1 protein-coding gene is annotated in these 430 nt (G+C 43.0%); it reads right to left on the reverse strand.

Annotated elements, in window-relative coordinates; genetic code table 11:
• Nucleotides 1-134 precede the first annotated feature (134 nt).
• The coding region (locus tag D4A39_RS18090) for a hypothetical protein (RefSeq protein WP_233552536.1) at nucleotides 135-430 on the reverse strand (296 nt) is incomplete at its 5' end.

Here is a 430-nt window from a genome sequence, read left to right on the forward strand (position 1 = left end):
TGCATCCTGATTACCGTTACGCTTTACAGTTCATTCTTCTTCGCCCACAGCTATGCCATGGGAACAAGAGGACCGGGCAGAGTACAGAACATCTATTCGTATATACACCTGTGGCTCATCTGCATCAATATTTATTATCTTTCTGGAGCTGTTCTGAGAAAGGCTGAGGCAAAAGCGCCATTAAGCTCTGCCATTATAGATTTCGTAACGGCATCTAAGAAGAAATATGCCAACTCGCTACAGTATGCGCCATATTGTGCCATTGTCATCTTGATATTATCCGTAAGTCTCAAGGAAAGGACAACCAACAGAACCGTTTCACTTATGTTGAAAGGAACTGCCGTGAAATTTGACAAGGAAATGAACGAGCGTGAACTGGCATTGAAGACGAATACCCAAAGTGCCATAACATTGAAGCCTCTTACGGTAA

Source organism: Alcanivorax profundi (assembly GCF_003597125.1).
In the GTDB taxonomy this organism is placed as follows: Bacteria; Pseudomonadota; Gammaproteobacteria; order Pseudomonadales; family Alcanivoracaceae; genus Alcanivorax; species Alcanivorax profundi.